The following is a 23,136-nucleotide window of genomic DNA, read 5'->3' on the forward strand; positions in this document are numbered from 1 at the left end:
TCGGCTTTTCAACCATGAAAAAACTTCTCCTCCATCCGGCGGCCAAGCCCGCGGTCTTTTTTGCCTGCCTGTTGCCGTTCATCTGGCTGTTCTACAGCGCGTTGACCAACCAGCTGGGCGCCAACCCCGCGGAAGCGCTGATCCGGGCAACAGGCGACTGGACCCTGCGTTTCCTGTGTATCGTGCTGGCCGTCACGCCACTGCGGGTGATCAGCAGCACGCCCGCGCTGGCGCGTTTTCGCCGCATGCTGGGGTTGTTTGTCTATTTTTACGTGCTGGTCCACCTGCTCAGCTACAGCTGGTTCGACATGGGTTTTGATGTGGCCGACATTGTCAGGGACATCATCAAGCGGCCGTTCATTCTGGTGGGATTTGCCGCTTTCCTGCTGTTGACACCGCTGGCCGCGACCTCCTTCAATGCAGCCATCCGCCGGCTTGGCGCGAAGCGCTGGCAGATGCTGCACAAGCTGGTGTACCTGATTGCAGGCCTGGGCCTTTTGCATTTTTTCTGGATGCGCTCCGGCAAAAACGATTTTGCCGAGGTGGCGGTTTATGCGGCCATCATCGCGGCGCTGCTGGGCTGGCGTGTATGGCAGCGCTGGGGGCGGCGCAAGCATCCCGCGGCTCCCCGTCCTGCCACAGCGACGCGGCTGCAGTGACTGACTGCTCCTGATTCAGGAGCTGACGACGCACGACTGATAAGGGCTGGCGCAGGTTTTTACCTGAAACCTAGGCGTTCACCGCGCGCAGCGCCGGCCGGGTCTGGCGTCCGACCGGGTCGATGCCTGCCACAGGCAGCTGGTAGGCGCGATCGTCAAACAGGTCGATCCCGCACATCAGGTTTTCAATCCAGTCGAAAAATTCGTTCACCGCCTGCTTGCCGACGATGGGTGCGCCGTGTTGCGGCACCAGCATGGCGATGTCCAGGGGACGCACCATGTTGACCCACAGCCGCAGGATCTTGTTCGAGACCATGTAGCGGCGGTGGAAACCTTCCATCAGCGGAATGTGCGGCTTGAGACTGGTGACCGGTTGGCGCGCCTGGGCGCCGGACATCATCGACACCCCGAGATCCCCTGTGAACAGGATGCGGCTGACCGGATCATAGAAGTGAAAATTGCCTTCAGAGTGCATGAAGTGCGCCGGGATCAACCACAGTTCATTGGCGCCCAGAGGCAGGCGCCCGCCCCCGTCGGGCACGCCGATCACGCGTTTGTCGGTCTTGCCGACCTTGGTGAAATGCGGAACAAAACGCTCCCACACCCGCGAGATCACCAGCATGGCCTGGGTACTGCTCAGCCAGCGATCCAGCGAAGCGATGATGTCGGGGTCTGCATGTGAAGCGATGATGTAGGACAGCTTGTGCGGTGGAAAATGCTGCGTCATGCCCATGAACAATTCGTTGTAGGCCAGGTTGCCGCCGGGATCAATGATGGCCCCCGTGCCGTGGTCCACGATGAGAAACTGGTTGGCCTGAACCGCCTGTCCATCTTCCTCGATGAGGTCGGTGAACATCAGGCAGGCGTGATTTTTGTCGCGATAAAGTTCCAGAGGCATGTGCGTGCGTAACGTCGATTTGAAAAAACCGACTGTACTTCCACCTCTGCAGACGTCTCTTGATGGGTATCAAGAGACGTGGTCCTCATGGCAACAGTTTTTCGCCGCGGAAGGTGTCGGCCGCTGTTTCGCGCTCGCGGATGAGGTGGGCTTGTTCACCATCGACCAGCACCTCGGCGGCACGGCCCCGGGTGTTGTAGTTGCTGGCCATGCTCATGCAGTAGGCCCCCGCTGAAAGCACGGCCAGACGATCGCCGGCGGCCACAGCCAGCGTGCGGTCCCGGCCTATCCAGTCGCCGCTTTCGCAGACCGGGCCTACCACGTCGTAGGACGCCTGTTGCCTGTCCCGGTGCGGCTCCAGCGGCACGATTGCATGAAACGCCTGGTACATGGCGGGACGCGGCAGGTCGTTCATCGCGGCGTCGATCACGCAAAAATTCTTCTGCTCGCCGGGCTTGAGGTAAAGCACCTCGGTCAGGCAGACGCCGGCATTGCCCACCAGCGAGCGGCCCGGCTCGACCATGAGCTTTTTGCCGCCATGGCCGCGTGCATCCAGTTTCGCCAGCAGTTCCTGCCAAAGCACATCTGCCGCGGGCGGTGCGTCCTGGTTGTAGTTGATGCCCAGGCCGCCACCAAAGTCGATGTGTTCAATCGTGATGCCCGCCGCTTCGATGCTGTCGACCAGGTCCAGTATCCGGTCCATGGCGTCCAGGTAAGGCGTGGTCTCGGTGATCTGCGAGCCGATGTGGCAGTCGATCCCGACCACTCGCAGCCCCTGGAGCGACGCCGCGTGCCGGTAGATCCGCAGTGCATCCTCATGCGCCACGCCAAATTTGTTGCCCTTGAGGCCGGTCGAGATGTAGGGGTGGGTTTTCGGGTCGACATTGGGGTTGACGCGAATGCTGATCGGTGCGACGCGGCCCATGGCCAGCGCCACCCCGGACAGCACATCCAGTTCAGCTTCACTCTCGACATTGAAGCAGCCGATGCCGGCGGCCAGGGCCTGCCGCATTTCCGGGCGTGTCTTGCCGACCCCGGAAAAAATGACTTTACGCATATCACCGCCGGCCGCCAGCACCCGCTCGAGTTCGCCGCCGGAAACAATGTCAAAACCGCAGCCGGCACGGGCAAACACCTGCAGCACGCCCAGCGAGGAGTTGGCCTTCATGGCGTAGCAGATCTGCGCATCGCGTCCGGCAAAGCCCTGCTGGTAGGCCGCCAGGGCCGCCAGCATGGCAGCTTTGGAGTACACGAACAGCGGTGTGCCGTACTGGCTGGCCAGGTCATCGAGGCGGGCCGCTTCCAGGTACAGGCCGTCCTGGCGGTAGGCCAGCTGGGGTGCGCCCGGCAGGGCGGTCGATGCCGTCGTGTTCATGGCCGGTGCTTTCATCGCAGCGGCAAGGTCGTGGGGCCGGAGGCGGGTGGCGGTGCCGGCAGATCGCTCGGGGTGACCGTGGCGCTCTCCGGTGCGCTGGCGGCGGCAGCGGGTGCGGGCGCCGTGAAAGGGGTCATGCCCGCCGGGCGCGCCTTGGGCGGCGGCGGGAGAAAGAGGGGGCCCTTCTGGCCGCAAGCCGCAAGACCCATGGCCAAGGCGAGGGCCGCGGCCACCGTTGAAAGGCCATGAGCGCAGGAGGCAGGTGGGCGGCGGCCTAGAATTTGACGCTGGATTTGAAATCTTGCAAACATGATGGGATTGTAATGACCGACCTCGAGTATCTGGACCATGCCGAAGCCGCCCTCAAGGCGATTGAAATGGCGTGTGACCGCATCAACGACGAAACCGATGCCGACGTCGACAACCAGAGGACCGGGGGCATGATCACGCTGACTTTTGCCGACCGCAGCCAGATCATCATCAATCTCCAGAAGCCGCTTCAGGAAATCTGGATGGCCGCCCGCGCGGGTGGTTTTCATTACCGGTTCAGCCAGGGCCTGGGCCAGTGGACCGACACCAAGGACGGCAGCGCGCTGTTTGCGGAACTCTCGCGTTACGCCAGCGCACAGGCCGGGCAGCCGCTGGTGTTCAGCGCACCGTCAGGCGCGCGCTCCGCTAGTTCTTGAACAGATCCAGAATCCGGCGGCGTTCGTCGCTCGGTGGCGGGGTCTGGATGACGGCGCCGGGCGGCACTGGTTGGCCGGTGACCGGGTTGTCCACACCGGCGCCGGTGGCGGCGGGGCGGCTTCCCAGCCCCACGCTGCTGATGCCGGAACCTTTGGCGTATTCGTCATAAAACCACTCACCGCCGATATTGACCACACCCTCTGGCGCTGAAAACTCGGTCACTGGCACCCCTTTGAGCGCGTATTCCATGAAGTTGATCCAGACCGGCAAGCTCAGGCCGCCCCCGGTCTCCCGATCACCGAGTTTTTTCGGCGTGTCGTAGCCCATCCACACGGCCGCGGTGAGGGTCGGCTGGAAGCCCACAAACCAGGTGTCGATCGAATCGTTGGTGGTGCCGGTTTTGCCATAGAGGTCGGGCCGTTTCAGTGTCGCTTGGGCTTTGGCGGCGGTGCCGCTGCGGGCCACTTCCTGCAAGAGGTTGGACATGATGAAGGCGTTGCGCGCTTCGATGCCACGCACTGACTCGACGAGTGTCGGCGCCGGGCTGTCGACCACGACCTTGCCTTTCTGGTCGGTGATTTTGGTGATCAGATAGGGATTGACGCGGTAGCCGCCATTGGCAAACACGGAATAGCCCAAGGCCATTTGCAGCGGTGTGACCGAGCCGGCACCCAAGGCCATCGTCAGGTAGGCGGGGTGTTTCTCGCCGTCAAAACCAAACCGGGTGACCCACTCCTGTGCATATTTGGGACCTATGGCCTGCAGTATCCGGATGGAAATCATGTTTTTTGACTTGGCCAGACCTCGGCGCAGGCTCATCGGGCCTTCGAAGGTGCCGTCGTAATTTTTGGGCTCCCAGGGCTGGCCGCCGGTGACGCCGGCGTCAAAAAACAGGGGGGCGTCGTTAACGACCGTCGCCGGGGTGAAGCCTTTTTCGAGGGCGGCTGAATAGATAAACGGCTTGAAGCTGGAGCCAGGCTGGCGCCAGGCCTGCGTCACATGGTTGAACTTGTTTTTCTCATAGTCGAAGCCGCCGACCAATGCCTTGACGGCGCCGTTGCGCGGGTCAAGTGCCACGAAAGCGCCCTCGACCTCCGGTAGCTGCGTGATTTCCCAGGTGTTTTTGGGCGTTTTGGTCACACGGATCAGGGCGCCGGGACGGATTCTGATGTTGGGCGCCGCTTTTTCGGACAGGCCCGACTGGGCCGGTTTGAGACCGTCGCCGGTGATTTCAATGGTTTCGCTGTTCTGGCGAAGGGCGACGATTTTTTTCGGGCCGGCTTCCAGCACCACAGCCGACATCACATCATCGTTGTCCGGACTCTCCGCCAGTGCATCGTCAATCGCGTCTTCGTTTTCCCGGGGGTCGCTGGACAGGGCAATGAATTTCTCGGGGCCGCGGTAGATCTGCCGCCTTTCATAGTCCATGATGCCTTTGCGCAGCGCCCTGTAGGCCATGGTCTGGTCGGCAGCCCGCAAGGTGGTAAAGACATTGAGCCCGCGCGTGTAGGTTTCGTCGCCATACTGGCTGTACACCAGCTGGCGCACAGTTTCCGCCACGAATTCGGCATGAACCCGCCCGGCGTCAGGGCCGGATTTGACCTTGAGGTCCTCGTTTTTGGCTGCCACCGCCTGTTCCGGCGTGATAAATCCGTTTTCTTCCATGCGCTCAATGATGTAGAGCTGGCGCGCCTTGGCCCGCCTGGGGTTGCTGACCGGGTTGTAGGCGGACGGGGCCTTGGGCAGGCCTGCGAGCATGGCGGCCTCCGCAATGCTGATGGATTTCAGCGGCTTGCCGAAATAGATCTCCGACGCGGCGGCAAAGCCATAAGCGCGTTGTCCCAGGAAAATCTGGTTCATGTAGATCTCCAGAATCTGGTCCTTGCTCAGAAGGTGTTCCAGCTTGAAGGTCAGCAGAATCTCATAGATCTTCCGCGTGTAGCTCTTTTCGGTCGACAGGTAGACGTTGCGGGCGACCTGCATGGTGATGGTTGACGCGCCCTGACTCTTGGCCCGCCCCACATTGGCGAGGCCGGCCCGGATCACACCGATGTAATCAACCCCGCCATGGGAGAAAAAGCGCGCATCCTCAATGGCCAGCACCGCGTCCTTCATCACTTTGGGTATCTCGCCTATCGGTGTCAGGTTACGGCGCTCCTCGCCAAACTCACCAATTAGAACGGCATCTGCTGAATAGACGCGCAGAGGCAGCTTGGGACGGTAGTCCAGCAAATCGGACACATCCGGCAGGTTCGGGTAGGCGACCGCCAGCGCAACCGCAATGATGATGAGAAGTGAGACAAGGCCAGCCAGCGCCAGACCCAGGCCCCATGCAAAGACCTTGAGCAGCTTGGGCAACCAGGCCCGCCGGTGGGCGGAGGAGGGATGGGATTCGGAGGTCGATGAATTGGACGGCATGGTTTAACGTAAGTTCGCGCCAGCATTGTAAAAAACCCCGATGCTGGGAAGACTTGGCAGGTTGTCAGGAATTTCACATTTTGCAATTGTGGCCTTGTCGCCGCGCCGGCGCCACGCCGGCCAAGCTATCGAAAGCGTCAACTTTTGACAACGGTGATAGTAAGCTAAAACAGGAAAATCCTTTGTTGTACAAGGACCTTACTGATAGCATTCAAGTGATTTCTTAAGTTTGTAGGGCTACATATTAGCCGTCATCTGGGGACCGTTTTGATCTCTCTGGGGTCTTTAATCAACCGTCAATCGTCAGCCTTGCTGGGTCTGGACATCAGTTCGTCCAGCGTCAAGCTGGTGGAGCTCAGCCGCGACAAGGCTGGCAACCTGGTGCTGGACCGGTGCGCCATCGAGCCTCTGGAGCGGGGTTGGATCACCGACGGCAACGTCGAGAAATTTGACGAAGTGGCCGAGGCCGTGCGCCGACTGGTCAAAAAGAGCGGGACACGCACCAAAAATGTGGCCATGGCCTTGCCCGCGTCGGCCGTGATCACCAAAAAAATCATCCTGCCCGGCGGAATGAGCGAGCAGGAGCTGGAGATCCAGGTCGAAGCCGAGGCCAATCAATACATCCCCTTTTCGCTGGATGAAGTCAGCCTTGACTTTTGTGTCATAGGCCCCAGCGCCAGCTCGGCGGGTGATGTGGAGGTGCTGATCGCCGCCTCCCGCAAGGAAAAAGTCAACGACAGGCAGGGCTTGGCCGAGGCGGCAGGTCTCAAGCCGGTGGTGGTGGATGTGGAATCCTATGCTTCACGACTGGCGACAGCCCGGTTGATCGAAAGCCTGCCGAACAAGGGCCTGGACACCATGGTGGCCCTGTTCGAAGTCGGTGCCCTGACCACCAGCATGCAGGTCATCAATAACGATGAAGTGCTTTATGAGCGCGACCAGGCTTTTGGCGGGGCTCAGCTGACTCAGTTGATCGTGCGCCAGTATGGTTTTTCTCCGGAAGAGGCCGAAGGAAAAAAGCGCAGCGGGGACCTGCCGGATGACTACGATGCCAGCGTGCTCAAGCCCTTTGTCGACAGCATGGCGCAGGAAATTGGCCGCGCGCTCCAGTTCTTTTTTACCAGCACGCCACACAACAAGGTGGATTACGTGATGCTGGCGGGCGGCTCGTCGGCATTGCCGGGATTGACCGAAGCGGTGACCCAGCAGACCTCATTTGCCTGCATGGTCGCCAATCCCTTTGAAGGCATGGTTCTGGGCAACAACGTAAGGGAGAGCAAAGTGAAGCGTGAAGCAGCGTCTTATCTGACCGCTTGTGGATTGGCTTTGCGGAGGTTTTTCCAGTGATTCTGGTCAATCTGCTTCCCCACCGCGAAGCGGCGCGTAAACGCCGCCGCGAGGCTTTCTTCGTCGCCTTGGGTGTTGCCGCCATTGCCGGCGTTCTGCTCTGTGGCGCGGTTTATTCCTGGTATCAGGCCCAAATTTCGGGGCAGCAGGGCAAGAATACGTTTCTGAAAACCGAAATTACCCGTCTTGAGAGCCAGATCAAGGAAATTGCGGGCCTTCAGCAGGAAATTGCCGCCTTGCGTGCCCGGCAAATGGCGGTGGAAGACCTGCAGGGCAACCGGAATCTGCCGGTCTACCTGCTCGATGAGCTGGTCAGGCAATTGCCTGATGGCGTTTACGTCACCAGCATGAAACAGGAGAACCAGGTGGTGTTGTTGACGGGGGTGGCTCAGTCCAATGAGCGGGTCTCCGAGTTGCTGCGCAATCTGAGCAACAACAGCCCCTGGCTGACCCGGCCCGAGCTGATTGAAATCACGGGCAAAACCATCACGCTGGGCGCACGCGACCAAAGGCGTGTGGCGAATTTTTCGATGCGTGTGGGGCTCAAACGGGCCACGGATGTGCAGAAAGCCGCCGCTGCCGCATCAGCGGCGGGGCCTTCCGGCGCCGCCGCGGGCAAGCCCGCCCTGCCAAGCCCGATTGCGGCCAAGAGCTGACCCACCGGTCCGGAACAAACACTGACTATGGCACGTAAACCCAAATTCAATGTGGATTTTTCTGCACTTCAGGACGGTCTGAAGGCGCAGTTTGTCGGCCTCAACCCGAATGACCCGTCGTCCTGGCCGGCGTTCCCTCGTTTTCTTCTGTGTTTGTTTGTAACCGCCGCCGTGGTGGTTGCACTCTGGTTTGTATGGCTCGCCGATTCTGACGAGGAACTCAAGGCAGAACAGGCCAAAGAAGTGCAGTTGCGCGAAGATTTCAAGAAAAAACTGGCGCAAGCAGTCAATCTGGAGGCTTTGAAGAAGCAGCGCGAACAGGTGCAGCAGTACGTGACCCAGTTGGAGAAGCAGTTGCCGAGCAAGGCTGAAATGGATGCGCTGCTGTCGGATATCAACCAGGCCGGACTGGGCCGGAGTCTGCAGTTTGAGCTGTTTCGGCCCGGGCAGGTCAGCGTCAAGGAGTATTACGCGGAACTGCCCATTGCGATCAAGGTGTCTGGGCGTTATCACGATATCGGGGCTTTTGCAGCTGATATTGCCAACCTGTCGCGCATTGTGACGCTCAACAACATGACGATTACTCCGCTCAAGGACGGGATGATGAGCATGGACACCACCGCCAAGACATTCCGTTATCTGGATCCCGAAGAAGTTGCCTTGCAGCGTAAAGCAGCGCCCGCGAAAGGCCCCAAAAAATGAAGCGGACAGGTATTGAAAAGGCGTTGACGCTGGTGTCTACAGCCGTGGTGTGCTTGGTTCTGACGGCCTGCAGTTCTTCCGGGCAGGAGGAATTGCAGCAGTGGATGACCGAGCAACGCAACCTGACAAAACCCAAAGTGGAACCCTTGCCGGAGCCCACCAAGTTTTCGCCACAGGCGTATACGCAGGAGGGGGCTGTCGAGCCCTTTAGCCCCCAGAAATTGACGCAGGCGCTGAACCGCGACTCCAATCGGGCGACTGCCAACGCCGGCCTGATTGCGCCGGAGTTGAGCCGGCGCAAAGAGCCTTTGGAAGCCATGCCGCTCGATGCGGTCGCCATGGTGGGAAGCCTGATCAAGCAGGGCCAGCCAGTGGCGCTGGTGCGGGTGGATAACCTGCTTTACCAGGTGCGGGTGGGCAACTACCTGGGCCAGAACTACGGGCGCATCACAAAAATTTCTGAGACTGAGGTCGCCCTGCGGGAAATTGTGCAGGACGCTGCAGGCGAGTGGTTAGAGCGGACAGCGACTTTACAGCTTCAAGAGGGGTCGAAATGAACAAGAATGCATGGACGACGCAGGCAGTCCCGGTGCGGGGTGCGTGGTCGCGGATATCGGGTGGCCTGGCCATCGCTACAGCCTGGGTGACGCTCGCGCTGGCAACGCAGGCCTGGGCCCAGGCGCCCAATGCCATCGAGGCGGTGTCGGGTTCCGTCCAGGGAGGCTCTGAAGTTATTCGTATCGACCTGAAAGAGGCCCTGACGGCCGTTCCCACTGGCTTCACGATTCAGTCCCCCGCGCGGATTGCGCTTGATTTTCCTGGCGTCAGCAACTCCATGGGGCGCTCGGCCCTTGATCTGAACCTGGGCAATCTTCGGTCCGCCAACGTGGTCCAGGCCGGCGAAAGAACGCGCGTTGTCCTCAATCTGAAGGCTTCGACGGCCTACACGGCGCAGATTCAGGGGAAATCCTTGCTGATCACGCTGGACCCGGTCGCCGTTGCCACACCCTCGCCCGTCGTGGCGCCTGTTTTCGCCGAAAATCGCAACCGCGACACCTTGCCGCTGAAAGACATCGATTTCCGACGGGGGACGGACGCTTCCGGCCGCATTGTGGTCGATCTCGCCAACAACCAGGTGGGCGTCGACATCCGCCAGCAGGGGCAGACCCTGGTGGTGGAATTCCTGAAAACCGCCTTGCCCGAAGGCTTGCGTCGCCGGCTGGATGTGTCCGATTTCGGCACGCCGGTTCAAAGCGTGACCACTTCCCAGCTGGGGGACAAGGTTCGCATGGTGGTTGAACCCAAAGGTTCGTGGGAACACAGTGCTTACCAGAGCGACAACCAGTTTGTGCTGGAAGTCCGCCAGCAAAAAGTGGACGAGTCCAAACTGTCGCAGGGGCCGGGCTACACCGGTGAAAAACTCTCTCTGAATTTCCAGAACATCGAGACACGGTCCCTGTTGCAAGTCATTGCCGATTTCACCAACTTCAATATCGTCACGTCCGACAGTGTGTCGGGTGCCGTGACCCTGCGCCTCAAGGATGTGCCATGGGATCAGGCCCTGGACATCATTTTGCAGGCCAAAGGTCTGGGTATGCGGAAAACAGGCAATGTATTGCTGATTGCGCCCAAGGACGAACTGGCTGCCAAAGACAAGCTCGAGCTGGAGTCGCGCAACGCGATCCAGACCCTGGAGTCTGTGCGCACGCAATCTTTCCAGATCAACTATGCAAAGGCAGCAGATATCGGTGCCCAAATCACGGCGGGCGGCACCGGGCCGACCAGTGCCCGCATCCTGTCCAATCGCGGCAGCGCGATTGCCGAGGCCAGAACGAACCAGCTGTTTGTGACCGACATTCCCTCGAAGCTCGAGCAGGTGCAGGCCTTCATCGCGAAAATTGATATCCCCGTGCGGCAAGTCCTGATTGAGGCGCGTATCGTGGAAGCCTCGGATACTTTCGGGAAATCATTGGGTGTTCGGCTAGGTGGCCGGCCGTTCACGCTCAATGGCTCAAGCAACGCATCGTTCGGGCCAACCTACATCAATCCGGGTACCACGCCGGGGGCTCCGGTCCAGGGCGTGAACTACGGAACCACCACCGGCGACTTTTTAAACCTCCCCGGCATCGGCCAAAACGGATTCAGTGCGGCCACTTTTGCAGTTTCCTTGTTCTCGTCAGGTGCCACCCGGCTACTTAATCTTGAAATTTCTGCCATGGAAGCCGATGGCAAAGGCAAAATTGTGTCGAGCCCGCGTATCGTGACGGCCGACCAGGTCAAGGCCCTGATCGAGCAAGGTACCGAGTTGCCCTACCAGCAAGCGACCTCCAGTGGCGCGACCTCCATCGCCTTCCGCAAGGCCAACCTGAAGCTGGAAGTGACCCCGCAAATCACGCCTGAAGGAAACATCATCCTGAATGTTGACGTGAACAAGGACAGTGTGGGGCGGTCGACAACCAATGGTTTTGCGATCGATACCAAACACATCCAGACCCAGGTACTGGTTGAAAACGGCGGCACGGTGGTGATCGGCGGCATTTTTGAGCAGAACGAACGTGAGGACGTAACCAAGGTTCCTTTGCTGGGTGATCTGCCGGGAGTGGGCAATCTGTTTAAAACCAGGACGCGTACCGCCAACAAGTCCGAGTTGCTGGTCTTCATCTCGCCCAAAATGATTTCCAACGGCGCGCCCCTGCGCTGAGCGTTGGCCGCGCAACGCGAAGCCGGGATGGCCTCCCGGCTCGTTATTGCAGGCTTGCGGTATCGCTTGGGTGCGTTGCAGGCAAATTCTGCATGGACCCGGTCCGCGGTAGATATGTTCAACAACGCCTTCTTTCCCATTTTTTGTTGCCGTGATCCATCCTGACAGGAGAAGCTGTTGAGCGGACCAGCGCATGTGGCCCTGGTCGGTCTTCCCGGATCGGGGAAGTCCACCGTCGGACGGCAACTGGCCCGACGTCTCGGCCGCCCCTTCATTGACACCGACCAGGTCATCGAGCAGCGCGTCGGCTTGTCCATCCGGGAGTTTTTTGAGCGGGAGGGCGAGGAGTCCTTCCGTGACCTTGAACAAAGCGTCATCGACGAATTGACGCTGGGTGAGCCCTGCGTTTTATCGACGGGTGGCGGGGCGGTGTTGCGGCTGGCCAATCGCCAGCATTTGAAGCAGCGCACGCAGGCGGTGTACCTGCATTCGGCGCCCGAAGAGGTTTTTCGCCGTTTGAGGCACGACCGGAATCGACCACTGTTGCAGGTGCCTGACCCGTTGGCGCGCTTGCGGGAGTTGTATGCGCTGCGTGACCCTCTGTACCGCGAAAGCGCCCGGTTTGTGGTGGAAACCGGGCGGCCTTCGGTGGCGGCACTGGTCAACATGGTGGTGATGCAGCTTGAACTGGCGGGTGTCCTCCCCGCTCCGGGTGCCTGACACACCCTCGGCTGCGGACGCCAGCTCCAGCCAACGCGGTGCGACAGCGGAGCGCCGTGAGGCAGGCCACAGGGCGCCGTACGAGCCAGCAGAGCCTCTACACTTGGGCCATGGCTTCAAATTCCCCCTTGGCGACGCAGCAGGTTTTCATTGACCTGGGCGAGCGCAGCTACCCCATCATCATTGGTGCCGGCCTGCTCGGCGACCCCGGCACCTACCTGAATTTGCCAGCCGCAAGCACTGCATTGATTGTGTCGAATGACACGGTGGCGCCTCTTTATGCCCAGGCCTTGCAACAGGCACTGCAGGGGCATTACAACAAGGTGCTGCAGGTGATCCTGCCCGACGGCGAGGCGCACAAGGACTGGCCCACCCTGCAACTGATTTTCGACGCCTTGCTGGCCAACGGCTGCGACCGCAAGACCGTGCTTTTTGCGCTGGGCGGCGGCGTGGTGGGTGACATGACGGGATTTGCGGCGGCCTGCTACATGCGCGGTGTGCCGTTTGTGCAGGTGCCCACCACGTTGCTGGCGCAGGTGGACTCTTCGGTCGGTGGAAAAACGGGCATCAATCACCCGCTGGGCAAAAACATGGTGGGCGCGTTTTACCAGCCGGAACGCGTGATCTGCGACCTGGACGTGCTCCAGACCTTGCCCCCGCGCGAGTTGAGTGCCGGGCTGGCGGAGATCATCAAGTACGGGCCGATTGCCGACATGGCTTTTCTGGACTGGATCGAGGCGAACATCGGGGCCCTGCTTGCGCGTGAACCGGCGGCGCTGGCACACGCCGTCCGGCGCAGTTGCGAGATCAAGGCCGCGGTGGTGGGCCAGGATGAACGGGAGGCTGGGCTGCGCGCCATCCTCAATTTCGGGCACACCTTTGGGCATGCGATCGAGTCGGGGCTGGGTTATGGCCAATGGCTGCATGGTGAAGGCGTGGGCTGCGGCATGGTGATGGCTGCCCGGCTCTCGCAGAGGCTGGGCCTCATTGATACGGCGTTTGTCGACCGCTTGCGTGTGCTTGTCCAGCGCGCCGGCCTTCCGGTGGTCGGCCCCAGACTGTCTGCCACCGACAATGCGGGGCGCTACCTGGAACTGATGCGTGTGGATAAAAAGGCGGAAGCTGGCGAAATCAGATTTGTCTTGATCAACGGTCCCGGCAACGCAACTGTGCGCAGCGCGCCGGATGCACTGGTGCGCGAGGTGATCGACGCATGCTGCGAATGAGTGTTTTCCTGATCAATTGCTATCAAAATAATAGCTATCTGCGCACGTATTGAAAGGGTGGAGACCCGATTGGATGCTTGATTCATGACTGCACTGGCTCCTTACGCCTGCGACCCGGCCCAGTCGCGCGGCCGTCGCTACCCCGAGCCCGCTGCGCCGACCCGCTCGGCCTTTCAGCGCGACCGCGACCGGATCGTGCATTCCACCGCATTTCGCCGCCTCGTCTACAAGACCCAGGTGTTCTTGAACCATGAGGGCGATTTGTTTCGTACCCGCCTGACCCATTCGCTCGAAGTCGCACAGCTTGGCCGTTCCATCGCCCGCACGCTGCAATTGAACGAGGACCTGGTTGAAGCCATCGCGCTGGCGCACGATCTCGGCCACACGCCGTTTGGCCACGCCGGTCAGGATGCGCTCAACAGCTGCCTGAAAAGCCACAACCCGGACAGCGCCGGTTTCGAGCACAACCTGCAAAGCCTGCGTGTGGTGGACACGCTCGAGGAGCGTTACCCGGACTACGACGGCCTGAACCTGTCCTTTGAGACCCGGGAAGGCATTCTCAAGCATTGCTCCCGCCGCAACGCCCGGCGGATGGAAGCGCGCGAACCCGGTGGCGTGGCGCAGCGTTTCCTGGCGCCATGCGGCGACGGCCCGCACACGCAGCAGCCCAGCCTCGAAGCCCAGCTTGCCAATCTCGCCGACGAGATCGCCTACAACGCCCATGACATTGACGATGGCGTGCGTTCCGGGCTGCTCAGCTTGGAGCAGCTCATGGAGGTCGAGTTGTTTGAGGCGTACCACCGGGAAACTCTGGCGAGTCACCCTGGTTTGCAGGGACGGCGACTGTTGTTTGAAACCATACGCCGCATGCTCAGTGCCCAGGTGTACGACGTGATGGACGCCACGGGCGCCGCCTTGCGCGCGGCGATGCCGGCCAATGTGCAGGCCGTGCGCCACTATCCGCCGCTGGTCTGTTTCAGCGATGAAATGGCCATGAAGTCCGCGACCCTCAAGCGTTTTCTGCTACAAAATTTATATCGCCACCCGCAGGTGGTCGAGACCACACAGACCGCCCAGCAGGTGGTGCGGGACCTGTTTGCCGCTTACATGGCCGACCCGGCGCAGATGCCGCAGGCGCACAGCGACCGGTTCGACCAACTTGACAGCCGGCCGTTCGGCAGTGCACGACACCAGGCCAGGCCCGAGCGCGTGGTGGCCGACTACATCGCTGGCATGACAGACCGGTTTGCCGCCAGGGAACACGAGCGCCTGAACGGCCGCGTGGTGTTCCCTGTGTGAAGGCCATTCACCCTGCCAGCCTGGTAATCGCCGCTGGCGTGGTGGCGGCGCTGCATGTGGGCAAGCTGCCGCCGGCCTTGCCGGCGCTGCAGCAGGTGTTGGGTGTGTCCCTGGTGCAGGCGGGTTTTCTGCTGGCGCTGTTTCAGCTCGCCGGGATGACACTCGGTTTGCCGGCCGGCTTGCTGATTCAGCGCTACGGTGCGCGGCGCAGCATGCTCGCCGGTTTGCTGGTGCTCAGCCTGGCCAGTGCCCTGGGTGGCGCGGCGCAAGGGACCGCCGGGCTGCTCGCAAGCCGCGTCTTTGAAGGGTTGGGGTTTCTGTGTGTGGTGTTGCCCGCGCCCGGCCTTCTGCGTGCGCTGGTGGCTCCCGGGCGCTTGAGTCGCGCGTTGGGCGCGTGGGGGGCTTACATGCCGCTGGGCGCAGCACTGGCCATGCTCGTGGGGCCGTGGGTGATGGCGCAGGCCGATGTCGCCTGGGGATGGCGAATCTGGTGGTGGCTCTTGTCCGCCTTTTCCGTTTTGCTCGCCGCCGGGGTGTATCGCAGCGTCCCTGCGGACCAGTCTCCGGGGCTGGCGCCATCGCGTACCCCATCCCCGGCGACGTCGCTTTTTTCCGGTAGCCATGACCTGCTGCGCCTGACGCTGCGCTCACGCGGCGTCTGGCTGGTGGCGCTTTGTTTTTCCATGTATTCGGGTCAGTGGCTGGCTGTGGTCGGATTTTTGCCGTCGATTTACGCCCAGGCTGGATTGCCTGCTGCCTCCGCTGCCTGGCTCACCGCACTGGCGGCGGCCGTCAACATCATCGGCAACCTCGCGGCTGGTCGCTTGCTGCACCTGCGTGTACCTCCGCTTGCCTTGCTTGTTGCAGGCTTTGCCGCCATGGGCGGGGGCGCCCTGCTGGCCTTTGGGGTGGATGCCAGCCCCTGGGTACGTTATCTGGCGGTGCTGGCTTTCTCCATGCTGGGGGGCCTGATCCCGGGAACACTGTTCAGCCTGGCGGTTCGTCTGGCTCCGAGCACGGCCACCGTGCCCGCCACGGTGGGCTGGATGCAACAATGGTCGGCCTTTGGCCAGTTCTGCGGACCGCCGCTGGTGGCGTGGGTGGCGGGTCTGGCGGGACACTGGCAGCTGACCTGGACCGTGACCGGTGCGTGCGCGCTGGCCGGCATGGGGCTGGCCTGGCAGATTCACGGCCTGTTGGGACGCGAGCGCTAGCTTCGTGCCGACCTCGCTCCGGGGTCGCAGCACGAATTGGCCATGCCATGCCATTGACGTGGCCTTGCCTGGTTTACCCATGGCCGGAAACTCGCCCTTGCATAGCCTTATGACGTGTTGGCATTCTCCACACCGCCTTTTTTTGCGCCGAGCGACTACGCTGCAGGACTTGTTCAATTTGTTACGAAGAGAGCGCCTGGATCGTTTGCCCGCATTCAGGCATCCATCGTGCTTAACGAGATGACATTTCAAAAAGGCATTGCATGAGACTCAATCGACGTGCGCTCGTGATGGGCGGATTGGCAGCTGGCGTGGCGACCTTCACCCCGTTGACCCATGCACAGGCGGGCAAGGGCGGCCGCAAGCTGGTGATCGGGCAATCGGTCCCTTTGACGGGGGCGGCCGATCAAATCGGACTGGCCTATCTCAACGGTGCGAAGCTCTATTTTGATGCGATCAATGCCAAAAACGGTGCGGCAGGCTACAGGATAGAAGTCAAGGCGATGGATGACGGCTACAACCCGGCCAAGGCTGCCAGCAACGCCAAGCAGTTGATTGACGAGGGTGTGGATGCCTTGTTCGGTTTTGTAGGAACAGCCAGTTGCGATGCTGCTTTTGCCGTCGCCAAACCGGCCAACACCCTGTTTGTCGCCCCGTTCGCCGCATCGGACGCCCTGCGTGAAGCTGCGCTGACCAACGCATTTCATGTCCGTCCGGCGCTGGCTGACGAGGCCTACAAAATGGTGCGCCATTGCGCGACCCTGAGCCAGGACCGCATCGCTGTTTTTGCAGAAGACGATGCCATGGGCCGGGCAGGGCTGGTGGCCGTGAACCAGGCCCTGGTTGATCTGAAACGGCCGCCTCTTGTGGCGAGCGCCTTCGCGCCGGTCAACAGCGACAAGGTCGGAGCTGCAGTTGCCATGCTGGCCAAGGCCCAGCCCCAAGCCATCATCCAGGTCAGTTTGTTCAACACCTCGGCGGCCTTTATCCGCGCCATGCGAAAGACTGGTTTCGCCGGCCAGTTCCTGAACTTCTCGGTGGTTGGGATTGACCCGCTGTTCACGGCGCTGGGCAAGGAAATCGGTGGCGTGGTCATCTCGCAGGTTGTACCTTCGCCGCGCAGCGCGGGAACCCCCATCATCAAGGAATACCTGGATGTCCTCAATGTGACCGACCAGACGCCCAGTTATGAAAGTGTTGAAGGTTACATCGCAGCGCGCACCTTTGCGGAGGGTGTGCGGCGCAGTGCCGCAGGCGGTGGAAAAGCCGATCGCGCCGGGCTTCAGAAAGCCTTTGAATCCATGACCGACTATGACGTGGGCGGCTTTCGCGTCAATCTGCGCGCCAAAAAATACGAGTCAGTCCGCCTGGTGGATCTGGTGACCATCACCCCGGACGGCAAAGTGGTCCGCTAAGCGCAACGCGCGTCTGATCGGGAAATGCATCCAGGGAGGCGAGTGCCCCTATGATGGCGCTGAATCACAGCGTACATTGTCATGGCCCGCCTTCCCCGTCTGAGCCTTCCCGGCTATCCGCACCACGTCATCCTGCGCGGTAACAACCAGCAGGCCATTTTTTCGTGTCCCGCCGATTACCAGACCATGCTGGATCTGATCGAGGAACACGCCAGAAAATCAGGCGTTGCTGTGCACGCCTATGTGCTGATGAGCAACCACGTTCATTTGCTGGTCACACCGGAGGCCGCCGATTCCCTGCCACGCATGATGCAGGCCGTGGGCAGGCGTTATGTGCGTTATTTCAATGACAGGCAGGGGCGATCGGGCACCTTGTGGGAGGGGCGCTACCGTTCCACGCCCATCCAGACCGAAACCTATCTGCTGGCCTGCATGGCCTATATCGATCTCAATCCGGTGCGGGCAGGGCTGGTCGCTGAGGCGCGCGACTACCCTTGGTCCAGCCACGGCCACTACGTCGGCTTGCGCAGCGACAAACTGGTAACGCCACATCCCCTGTTCTGGACTTTGGGGAACACGCCTTTTGCGCGAGAGGCGGCCTACGCCGACATGGTGCGCTCCGGTGTGTCGGCCCATCAGCAGGCAGCGCTGACGGAGTCGGCCCTGAGCGGCTGGGCCTTGGGAGATGCTGATTTCTTGGGGGACCTGCAAAAACGTACGGAACGCCGGGTCGTCAAAGCGCGGGTGGGACGCCCGGCGCGAAAGCCAGACATCCCCTGAGTGGGACTTGCGAGCTGCCGTTCCAATGCGGACTTCGTTATTAATCTGTCCCCCATTTAAATTAAAAAGCATTTGCCGTATTTTAATTAGAATCTGACCCTAATTTTTGTGCTTGGCATTGTTGTTGCACTGCACTATGCTTTCGCTTCTCGCGATCCATTACAAAATTTGGCGGACAGGCTGGCGTGCAACGTGTACACCAGCGCTGTTCTCCCTACCGACCCAGGAGTAAGCCATGACCACGGCTGCTGAAATCAAGCATTTTGAACAAAACGGTCTTTATAGCCCGGCCAATGAGCATGACGCCTGCGGCGTCGGCTTTGTTGCGCACATCAAGGGCCACAAAAGCCATGCCATCGTGCAGCAGGGCCTGAAAATCCTCGAGAACCTGGACCACCGGGGCGCGGTGGGTGCTGACAAACTGATGGGTGACGGGGCCGGCATCCTGATCCAGCTGCCTGACGCCCTTTACCGTGAAGAGATGGCCGGGCAGGGTGTTAACCTCCCACCTCCGGGCGAGTATGGCGTGGGCATGGTGTTCCTGCCCAAAGAGCATGCCTCGCGGCTGGCCTGTGAGCAGGCGCTTGAGCGTGCCGTGCGCATGGAGGGCCAGGTGCTGCTGGGCTGGCGTGATGTGCCGGTCAATCGCGACATGCCGATGTCGCCGACGGTGCGCGAAAAAGAGCCCATCCTGCGCCAGATTTTCATCGGCCGCGGCAACGATGTGATCGTGCAGGACGCGCTGGAGCGCAAGCTTTACGTGATCCGCAAGACCGCCAGTGCCGCGATCCAGCGCCTGAAGCTCACCCACAGCAAGGAATATTACGTCCCCAGCATGTCCAGCCGTACCGTGGTCTACAAGGGCCTGTTGCTGGCTGACCAGGTGGGCACTTATTACCTGGACCTGCAGGACCCGCGTTGCGTGTCGGCGCTGGGTCTGGTGCACCAGCGGTTTTCGACCAACACCTTTCCCGAGTGGCCGCTGGCTCACCCCTACCGTTATGTCGCCCACAACGGAGAGATCAACACCGTCAAGGGCAACTACAACTGGATGAAGGCGCGCGAAGGCGTGATGTCTTCACCGGTGCTGGGTGCCGACCTGCAAAAGCTCTACCCGATCAGCTTTTCCGACCAGTCCGACACCGCCACGTTCGACAACTGCCTGGAACTGCTGACGATGGCGGGTTACCCGATCAGCCAGGCGGTGATGATGATGATTCCCGAACCGTGGGAGCAGCACACCACCATGGACGAGCGCCGCAAGGCCTTTTATGAGTACCACGCTGCCATGCTGGAGCCCTGGGACGGTCCGGCGTCCATCGTGTTCACCGACGGGCGCCAGATCGGCGCAACGCTGGACCGCAATGGCTTGCGTCCGTCCCGTTATTGCGTGACCGATGACGACCTGGTCATCATGGCGTCCGAATCGGGCGTGCTCCCGATTCCGGAAAACAAGATTGTGCGCAAATGGCGTCTGCAGCCCGGCAAGATGTTCCTGATCGACCTCGAGCAGGGCCGCATGATTGACGATGAAGAGATCAAGGCCACGCTGGCCCACAGCAAGCCCTACAAACAATGGATTGAAAACCTGCGCATCCGGCTCGATGATGTGCAGGCGACGACGGTGCCTGCGCCGACGGACGGCCTGAAGATGGGCGCCGACGAGGCGAGCGCGACCTCGGCATCAAGCTCCGGCCTGACCGAGTCCCACTCCCTGCTGGACCGCCAGCAGGCCTTCGGCTACACTCAGGAAGACATCAAGTTCCTGATGTCGCCCATGGCTGTCAATGGCGAGGAAGGCACCGGCTCCATGGGCAACGACAGCCCGCTGGCCGTGCTGTCCAACAAGAACAAACCGCTGTACAACTACTTCAAACAGCTGTTCGCGCAGGTGACCAACCCGCCCATCGACCCGATCCGCGAGGCGATTGTGATGTCGCTGGTGTCCTTTGTGGGCCCCAAGCCCAACCTGCTCGATATCAACCAGGTCAACCCGCCGATGCGGCTGGAGGTCGGTCAGCCGGTCCTCAATGTCGCCGACATGCGCAAGCTGCGCGACATCGAAACCCACACCCAGGGGAAATTCAAAAGCTACACCCTGGACATCACCTACCCGCTGGCCTGGGGCCACGAGGGGGTGGAAGCCAAGCTCGCCTCGCTGTGTGCGGAGGCGGTCGACGCGATCAAGAGCGGCAAGAACATCCTGATCGTCAGTGACCGTGGCATCAGCCCGACCCAGGTCGCGATTCCGGCCTTGCTCGCGCTGTCGGCCATTCACCAGCATCTGGTCAAGGAGGGCCTGCGCACGACGGCGGGCCTGGTGGTGGAAACCGGCTCGGCCCGGGAAGTCCATCATTTTGCCGTGCTCGCCGGTTACGGCGCGGAAGCCGTGCACCCGTATCTGGCCATGGAAACGCTGGCCGAACTCGCCAGGGATTTGCCCGGTGACCTGAGTGCCGACAAGGCGATCTACAACTACACCAAGGCGGTTGGCAAGGGCCTGTCGAAGATCATGTCCAAGATGGGCGTGTCCACCTACATGAGTTACTGCGGTGCCCAGCTGTTCGAGGCGATCGGCCTGAATCGCGTGACCGTCGACAAGTTCTTCACCGGTACCGCCAGCCAGGTCGAAGGCATGGGCGTGTTTGAAATCGCCGAAGAAGCGCTGCGCATGCACAAGGCTGCCTTCGGCAACGACCCGGTGCTGGCCAACATGCTGGACGCCGGCGGTGAATACGCCTGGCGCGTGCGCGGTGAAGACCACATGTGGACACCGGATGCGATTGCCAAGCTGCAGCATTCCACACGCTCGAACAACTGGAACACCTACAAGGAATTTGCCCAGTTGATCAACGACCAGAACCGTCGCCACATGACCCTGCGTGGCCTGTTCGAGTTCAGGATCGATCCGTCCCGGGCCATCCCGATCGACGAGGTCGAGCCGGCCAAGGAGATCGTCAAGCGTTTTGCCACCGGCGCGATGTCGTTGGGCTCCATCAGCACCGAGGCGCATGCCACGCTGGCCGTGGCCATGAACCGCATTGGCGGCAAGAGCAATACCGGGGAGGGCGGCGAAGATCCGAACCGTTACCGTCAGGAGCTCAAGGGCATCCCGATCAAAAAGGGTGAGACGCTCAAGAGTGTGATTGGTGAAAGCGTGGTCGAGGTCGACCTGCCCTTGCAGGACGGGGATTCGCTGCGTTCGCGCATCAAGCAGGTGGCTTCGGGGCGTTTCGGCGTCACGGCGGAATACCTGGTGTCGGCCGACCAGATCCAGATCAAGATGGCGCAGGGCGCCAAGCCAGGTGAGGGGGGGCAGCTGCCGGGCGGCAAGGTCAGCGAGTACATTGGTCAGTTGCGTTATTCCGTGCCGGGTGTGGGCCTGATCTCGCCCCCGCCGCACCACGACATTTACTCCATCGAGGACCTGGCGCAACTGATCCACGATCTGAAAAACGTCAACCCGCGCGCCAGCATCAGCGTCAAGCTGGTCAGTGAAGTCGGGGTCGGAACGATTGCTGCCGGCGTGGCCAAAGCCAAGTCCGATCACGTGGTGATCGCCGGGCATGACGGCGGCACCGGTGCGTCCCCATGGTCGTCGATCAAGCACGCAGGATCACCCTGGGAAATCGGCCTGGCGGAAACCCAGCAGACGCTGGTGCTGAACCGCCTGCGCGGCCGCATCCGTGTGCAGGCCGACGGTCAGATGAAAACCGGCCGCGACGTCGTGATCGGCGCCTTGCTCGGCGCTGACGAATTCGGCTTCGCCACGGCGCCGCTGGTGGTCGAGGGCTGCATCATGATGCGCAAATGCCATCTCAACACCTGCCCGGTCGGCGTCGCCACGCAGGACCCGGTGCTGCGCCAGAAATTCAGCGGCAAGCCCGAACACGTCGTGAACTACTTCTTCTTCGTCGCTGAAGAGGCGCGTCAGTTGATGGCCCAGCTCGGCGTGCGCAAGTTCGAAGACCTGATAGGTCGCGCAGACCTGCTCGATACCCAGAAAGGCATTGAACACTGGAAAGCCGATGGCCTGGACTTCTCACGGCTGTTCTACCAGCCGAATGTGCCCGCCGATGTACCGCGCAAACATGTCATGGAACAGGACCATGCGCTGGAAAAAGCGCTGGACGTGCGCCTGATCGAGAAATCGAAAGCAGCCCTCGAAAAAGGCGAGAAAGTCCAGTTCATTGAAGTGGTACGCAACGTCAATCGCACCGTCGGCGCCATGCTGTCCGGCGAGTTGACGCGGCGCCACCCGGAGGGTCTGCCGGACGACACCTTGCGCATCCAGCTTGAGGGGACGGGGGGGCAATCTTTCGGCGCCTTCCTTGCCAAGGGCATCACCATGTACCTGATCGGCGATGCCAACGACTACACCGGCAAGGGCCTGTCGGGTGGCCGCATCGTGGTGCGGCCCAGCATCGATTTTCGCGGTGACGCGGTCAAGAACACCATCGTCGGCAACACCGTGCTCTATGGCGCGACGACCGGCGAGGCCTTCTTCAGTGGCGTGGCCGGCGAACGTTTTGCGGTGCGCCTGTCGGGTGCCACGGCGGTCGTCGAGGGTACGGGCGACCACGGTTGTGAATACATGACCGGCGGCACCGTCGCGGTGCTTGGGAAAACCGGACGCAACTTCGCGGCCGGCATGAGCGGTGGCGTGGCTTACGTGTACGACGAGGACGGCCAGTTTGCCAAGCGCTGCAACACGGCCATGGTGTCGCTGGAGAAAGTCCAGCCTGCTGCCCAGCAGGAGGCCGGGACCGACCACGCCTTGTGGCACGGCGGCAAGACCGATGAGGCGCAACTGAAGAAACTGCTGGAAGACCACAACCGCTGGACCGGCAGCAAGCGTGCCCGCGAGTTGCTGGACAACTGGGCGGAAGCGCGCGGCAAGTTTGTCAAGGTGTTCCCGCTGGAATACAAGCGGGCACTCGGCGAAATGGCGGCCAGGAAACTCGCCGCCGCCGCACCCGCCAAAGCGGCTTCCAAACCGGCTGGCGAAAAAGCCGCCAAAGCCGCAGCCTAAACAAGAA

Annotated in this window: 18 protein-coding genes and 1 pseudogene; 14 read left to right on the forward strand and 5 right to left on the reverse strand. The window is 61.3% G+C overall.

Features of this window, described 5'->3' with window-relative positions:
• Nucleotides 1-14: 14 nt before the first annotated feature.
• Nucleotides 15-659: a sulfite oxidase heme-binding subunit YedZ gene (locus B7G53_RS09780; protein WP_096667064.1), complete on the forward strand. Its 645-nt coding sequence runs from the start codon at nt 15-17 to the stop codon at nt 657-659.
• A 70-nt stretch (nt 660-729) separates the two neighbouring features.
• Here the strand turns inward: B7G53_RS09780 and B7G53_RS09785 are convergent, their stop codons facing one another.
• The 4 genes and pseudogenes from B7G53_RS09785 to B7G53_RS23200 all read right to left on the reverse strand — a co-directional run.
• The gene (locus B7G53_RS09785) at nt 730-1,557 is read right to left on the reverse strand and encodes an MBL fold metallo-hydrolase (protein ID WP_096667066.1); all 828 of its coding nucleotides are present in this window, start codon (nt 1,555-1,557) and stop codon (nt 730-732) included.
• A gap of 85 nt (nt 1,558-1,642) precedes the next feature.
• Nucleotides 1,643-2,932 (reverse strand): diaminopimelate decarboxylase, encoded by a 1,290-nt coding sequence (gene lysA, locus B7G53_RS09790; protein ID WP_096667068.1) that lies wholly within the window; start codon nt 2,930-2,932, stop codon nt 1,643-1,645.
• Nucleotides 2,933-2,943: 11 nt separating this feature from the next.
• Nucleotides 2,944-3,069 carry a hypothetical protein gene (locus B7G53_RS23195; RefSeq protein WP_255249966.1) on the reverse strand — a complete coding sequence of 42 codons (126 nt, stop codon included), beginning with the start codon at nt 3,067-3,069 and terminating at the stop codon, nt 2,944-2,946.
• A 54-nt stretch (nt 3,070-3,123) separates the two neighbouring features.
• Nucleotides 3,124-3,282: pseudogene (locus B7G53_RS23200) on the reverse strand (hypothetical protein); the annotation flags it as partial.
• Between B7G53_RS23200 and cyaY the strand changes: the two are divergent.
• Entirely contained in the window at nt 3,256-3,618 is a 363-nt protein-coding gene (cyaY, locus tag B7G53_RS09800) for an iron donor protein CyaY (RefSeq protein WP_096667070.1), read from the forward strand. The pseudogene B7G53_RS23200 and the gene cyaY sit on opposite strands and share 27 nt — an antisense overlap.
• Here the strand turns inward: cyaY and B7G53_RS09805 are convergent.
• Nucleotides 3,608-6,037: a penicillin-binding protein 1A gene (locus tag B7G53_RS09805; protein WP_096667072.1), complete on the reverse strand. Its 2,430-nt coding sequence runs from the start codon at nt 6,035-6,037 to the stop codon at nt 3,608-3,610. The two genes, cyaY and B7G53_RS09805, sit on opposite strands and share 11 nt — an antisense overlap.
• A 267-nt stretch (nt 6,038-6,304) precedes the next feature.
• On the opposite strand from B7G53_RS09805, the gene B7G53_RS09810 reads away from it, so the two are divergent.
• The 12 genes from B7G53_RS09810 to B7G53_RS09865 all read left to right on the forward strand — a co-directional run bounded on the left by B7G53_RS09810 (nt 6,305) and on the right by B7G53_RS09865 (nt 23,129).
• Nucleotides 6,305-7,384 (forward strand): pilus assembly protein PilM, encoded by a 1,080-nt coding sequence (locus B7G53_RS09810; protein WP_096667074.1) that lies wholly within the window; start codon nt 6,305-6,307, stop codon nt 7,382-7,384.
• Nucleotides 7,381-8,040 carry a PilN domain-containing protein gene (locus tag B7G53_RS09815; RefSeq protein ID WP_096667278.1) on the forward strand — a complete coding sequence of 220 codons (660 nt, stop codon included), beginning with the start codon at nt 7,381-7,383 and terminating at the stop codon, nt 8,038-8,040. Before B7G53_RS09810 ends, B7G53_RS09815 begins: the two co-directional genes overlap by 4 nt.
• Before the next feature lie 27 nt (nt 8,041-8,067).
• A complete protein-coding gene (locus B7G53_RS09820; protein ID WP_096667076.1) occupies nt 8,068-8,742 on the forward strand; it encodes a type 4a pilus biogenesis protein PilO in 675 nt (224 codons plus the stop codon).
• The gene (locus tag B7G53_RS09825; protein ID WP_096667078.1) at nt 8,739-9,299 is read left to right on the forward strand and encodes a pilus assembly protein PilP; all 561 of its coding nucleotides are present in this window, start codon (nt 8,739-8,741) and stop codon (nt 9,297-9,299) included. The genes B7G53_RS09820 and B7G53_RS09825 overlap by 4 nt, the downstream gene beginning before the upstream one ends.
• On the forward strand, nt 9,296-11,443 hold the full coding sequence (gene pilQ, locus B7G53_RS09830; protein WP_096667080.1) for a type IV pilus secretin PilQ: 2,148 nt from the start codon (nt 9,296-9,298) through the stop codon (nt 11,441-11,443). The genes B7G53_RS09825 and pilQ overlap by 4 nt, the downstream gene beginning before the upstream one ends.
• Before the next feature lie 177 nt (nt 11,444-11,620).
• Nucleotides 11,621-12,163, forward strand: a complete 543-nt coding sequence (locus tag B7G53_RS09835) for a shikimate kinase (RefSeq protein ID WP_255249959.1) — start codon at nt 11,621-11,623, stop codon at nt 12,161-12,163.
• Between the two features lie 110 nt (nt 12,164-12,273).
• Nucleotides 12,274-13,389 (forward strand): 3-dehydroquinate synthase, encoded by a 1,116-nt coding sequence (gene aroB, locus B7G53_RS09840; protein WP_096667082.1) that lies wholly within the window; start codon nt 12,274-12,276, stop codon nt 13,387-13,389.
• Nucleotides 13,390-13,473: 84 nt separating this feature from the next.
• Entirely contained in the window at nt 13,474-14,688 is a 1,215-nt protein-coding gene (locus tag B7G53_RS09845; protein WP_096667084.1) for a deoxyguanosinetriphosphate triphosphohydrolase, read from the forward strand.
• Nucleotides 14,685-15,902 carry an MFS transporter gene (locus B7G53_RS09850; RefSeq protein WP_096667086.1) on the forward strand — a complete coding sequence of 406 codons (1,218 nt, stop codon included), beginning with the start codon at nt 14,685-14,687 and terminating at the stop codon, nt 15,900-15,902. Before B7G53_RS09845 ends, B7G53_RS09850 begins: the two co-directional genes overlap by 4 nt.
• 263 nt (nt 15,903-16,165) lie before the next feature.
• Entirely contained in the window at nt 16,166-17,317 is a 1,152-nt protein-coding gene (locus tag B7G53_RS09855; protein ID WP_096667088.1) for an ABC transporter substrate-binding protein, read from the forward strand.
• A gap of 81 nt (nt 17,318-17,398) precedes the next feature.
• The gene (locus B7G53_RS09860; RefSeq protein ID WP_096667090.1) at nt 17,399-18,097 is read left to right on the forward strand and encodes an REP-associated tyrosine transposase; all 699 of its coding nucleotides are present in this window, start codon (nt 17,399-17,401) and stop codon (nt 18,095-18,097) included.
• 235 nt (nt 18,098-18,332) lie between these two features.
• On the forward strand, nt 18,333-23,129 hold the full coding sequence (locus tag B7G53_RS09865; RefSeq protein ID WP_096667092.1) for a glutamate synthase-related protein: 4,797 nt from the start codon (nt 18,333-18,335) through the stop codon (nt 23,127-23,129).
• Nucleotides 23,130-23,136: the final 7 nt, after the last annotated feature.

The sequence above is a fragment of the Polaromonas sp. AET17H-212 genome (assembly GCF_002379085.1).
In the GTDB taxonomy this organism is placed as follows: Bacteria; Pseudomonadota; Gammaproteobacteria; order Burkholderiales; family Burkholderiaceae_C; genus Polaromonas.